Annotated in this window: 3 protein-coding genes; all 3 read left to right on the top strand. The window is 58.8% G+C overall.

Going from position 1 to position 3,245, the window contains the following annotated elements:
• Nucleotides 1-160: 160 nt before the first annotated feature.
• From ACYP5B_RS02005 to ACYP5B_RS01995, 3 genes are read left to right on the top strand one after another with little or no spacing between them, the layout of a single operon-like run.
• Complete coding sequence (locus ACYP5B_RS02005) at nucleotides 161-1,420, top strand: site-specific integrase (protein ID WP_459568358.1); 1,260 nt, start codon at nucleotides 161-163, stop codon at nucleotides 1,418-1,420.
• Nucleotides 1,417-2,361 carry a tyrosine-type recombinase/integrase gene (locus tag ACYP5B_RS02000; protein WP_459568356.1) on the top strand — a complete coding sequence of 315 codons (945 nt, stop codon included), beginning with the start codon at nucleotides 1,417-1,419 and terminating at the stop codon, nucleotides 2,359-2,361. The genes ACYP5B_RS02005 and ACYP5B_RS02000 overlap by 4 nt, the downstream gene beginning before the upstream one ends.
• Nucleotides 2,358-3,233, top strand: coding sequence for a tyrosine-type recombinase/integrase (locus ACYP5B_RS01995; protein WP_459568354.1), 876 nt, complete (start codon nucleotides 2,358-2,360; stop codon nucleotides 3,231-3,233). Before ACYP5B_RS02000 ends, ACYP5B_RS01995 begins: the two co-directional genes overlap by 4 nt.
• The last annotated feature ends 12 nt before the right edge of the window (nucleotides 3,234-3,245 follow it).

Here is a 3,245-nt window from a genome sequence, read left to right as displayed (position 1 = left end):
AGGGGCGCTATCGGCAGTTTGCAATTATGGAAGGTTGAACGCTCGGCTGTCGGAGATAGCATCTATATACAGGACATCTGGTGTGCCGTGTCAGTCCGGCGACCTTCCATAATTTGCGGTACTTTTCTCGTGCTGTTTTGTCTTTGCGAGGAGAGTTGCCATGCCCAAGTACTCGCGCATCAAGCCTGGTCATATTCTTGGCGAGCGTTGGTTCGCCGAGGCTGCGCTGGGTGCGCACGCAGACGCGTACGTTCACTATCTTACTGAGCGCGGTTATGCTCAGGAGACAGTGGAATGCTACTTCAGGAGTGTCGCCCACTTCGTTCAGTGGATCTCGCAACTGGGTCTTGCTCTTTGCGAGATCAGTGAACCGCTGATCAACCAGTTTCTTGATGGACATCTGCCTCATTGCCGATGCGCCCCACGATGCCGTCGCACGCGAGTCGACGCTCGTGCTGCGCTGAAGCACTTCTTTACCATGCTCGGCAAGGCTCGAGCACCACTGGTCCCGGGTGTTCCCCCGTCCATTGCAGGGGAACTGGCGGATTTTGATCGTCATCTTGTAGAAGTCCGTGGTCTAGCCGATAGTACTTGCACCGTTCGCCAGCGGCACGTCCTTGAGTTTCTTGTCGATCGTTTCGGCACGAGTCCTGTACGCATTTCGAAGCTCGTTCCCGCAGATGTCATTCGTTTTGTCATGCATCGGACGAACGGACTCGCACCCGGCACGGTCAAGAGCGTCGGGATCTCACTGCGCAGCTATTTCCTGTTCAAAGCTAGCTGTGGAACGCCAACCACAGCTCTCATCGCGGCACTGCCACGGGTCGCCCTGTGGCGCCTCGCCAGACTGCCCGAGCTTCTCTCGCCTGCCGAGATCAGACAACTGCTCGACGCTTTCGATCGCGGCAGCGCTACCGGCATGCGCGACTACGCAATTACGCGGTGCCTGTTGGACTTGGGATTGCGACGCTCGGAGGTGGCACACCTGCACCTCGATGACATCGATTGGCGCGCCGGAATGTTGACGATTCATGGCAAGGGGAAGCGAACCGACATCGTGCCTCTTCCACGATTGACCGGCCGGGCGATCGCAGAGTATCTGCAACACGGACGCCCGCCGACCACGCGGCGCGAGGTTTTCGTACGCCATCGGCCGACGCTCAATGCCGCAGCCGAGGTGGACATCGTCCGAAACGCGGTTCGCTATGCTGCCGAACGCTGCGGTCTGCAGCGGCGTGTGCGCGGCACCCATATTTTCCGGCACACCATGGCATGCCGGATGGCACAAGGTGGTGTGCCCTTCAAGGAGATCGCTGACCTGTTGCGGCATCGCAGCCTCGACACGACCACAATTTACGCGAAGGTCGATCTTCCCTCGCTTCGTCGCGTGGCTCTCCCATGGCCAAGGAGACGCTCGTGAACGCCCCAACATCTTTCTCGCGCTGGATCGACGATTACCTGGCCGTTCGTCGACAAGCCGGCCTCGCCCTTAAGGTGGAAGGCGAGCAGCTTAGACGATTTGCGCGCTTCGCTGAACAGGTCAATCATCACGGTCCGCTCACGGTACAACTTGCCATTCAGTGGGCCAGCAGTACCGGCAGCGGCCGACGGCTAACGGCCGCACGCCGGATCGAGGTGCTCCGGCCCTTTGCCTCATACTGCCGGCAGTTCGATTCCGCAACCGAGATTCCGCCGCGAGGGCTTTTCGGACCTGCTCGTCATCGGCTGACGCCGCATATCTTCACCGACGATGAGATCCTTGATCTGTTGGCTGCTTGCGATCATTTATATCCGCCCGGTGGCTTGCGTGGCGCGAGCTGCGCGACAATCTTTGGGTTGATCGCGGCAACAGGCTTGCGTATCTCGGAGGCGACGGGATTGGCCCGTTCGGACGTCGATCTCGAGCAACGGCTGCTGTATATTCGATGCGCCAAGCTTGGCAAGTCGCGTTGGGTGCCGATACACTCCACTACAGCAGATGCGTTGCACCGTTATGTCAAGAAGCGCGACCGCGATCCCCTTGCCGGTAAGACCGACTCATTCTTCGTGTTCGACTATGGTCGACCTGCCTCGACACGAAGCGTGGAGTACGCTTTCAAACTACTGCGCGCGGCCTTGAATTGGCGTGCTCGCGGCGACCATCCCGCACCGCGGCTGCATGATCTTCGACATTCGTTTGTCTGCCATCGATTGCAGGACTGGTACGCCCGCGGCCTGAACGTTGATCGCAGTATTCTTGCTCTGTCGACCTACCTTGGACACGTCAAGGTCACGAATACATATTGGTATGAGACAGCCACGCCCGAGCTGCTGGCGATTGCAGCCCGGCGCTTCGTGCGCAGTCGTGGAGGTGCATCGTGAGCCATTCCGCCACACAACCTTTCCCGGTCTTGGTACAGAAGTTCTTTCTGCAGCGTTTGCAGCAGCAGCGGCACGTGAGCCCTCGCACTGTGACGGCCTACCGCGACAGTTTCCGGCTGCTGCTTGCCTTTGCTCATCAACGCTTGAACAAGCGGCCCAGTGAGATCACCATTGAAGACCTGGATGCGCCATTCATCCTCGACTTTCTCCGGTACCTTGAACAGGACCGGCACAACTCCATTCGCAGCCGAAACGCGAGGTTTGCCGCGATCCGGTCGTTCATGGAATATGTCTCATTCGAGGAGCCGTCAGTCCTCGCGTTGGCACAGTCGGTACTGGCAATTCCCATGAAGCGCTTTGAGCAGCCACTCGTCGGATTTCTCTCCCGTGAGCATATCGAAGCGATTCTCGCCGCGCCAGATCCCGGCACATGGACGGGGCAGCGCGACCACGTCATGCTGGCAACGCTTTACAACACGGGCGCCCGTGTGTCGGAACTGATCGGCATGCGTGTGTCCGATCTCACGCTTGGACCCACTGCGTGGGTACGCATCCGTGGAAAGGGACGCAAGGAGCGTTCTGTCCCTCTGTGGCCCGACACCGGCAAGGAGCTCAAACACTGGCTCCGAGAATATCCAAGGGCGCCAGAGGAACCGCTGTTTCCTGGTCGATCCGGTGCTCCGCTCACACGCATCGGTCTTACCGAACGGCTGAAGCTCGCGGCTCAGGCGGCATCACAACAGTTTCCGGAACTTGCACGGCATCGAATTTCTCCGCACATCATTCGACACTATGTGCCCTTCCTGACTATGTCTTGCAATCCTCCAATAGCCCGCATTTTGCGGGCGAATGCTGGAATGGGAAAGAGATAGTCTTTATTCCTA

It is taken from the genome of Cupriavidus sp. 8B, assembly GCF_054589115.1.
The sequence above is the reverse complement of the archived record's forward strand: the minus strand, read 5'-3'. Positions and strand labels throughout refer to the sequence as shown.

Excerpts from the sequence above, each read along its gene's own strand:
- ACYP5B_RS02005 (WP_459568358.1), top strand. The coding sequence starts at position 161 with ATGCCCAAGTACTCGCGCATCAAGCCTGGTCATATTCTTGGCGAGCGT.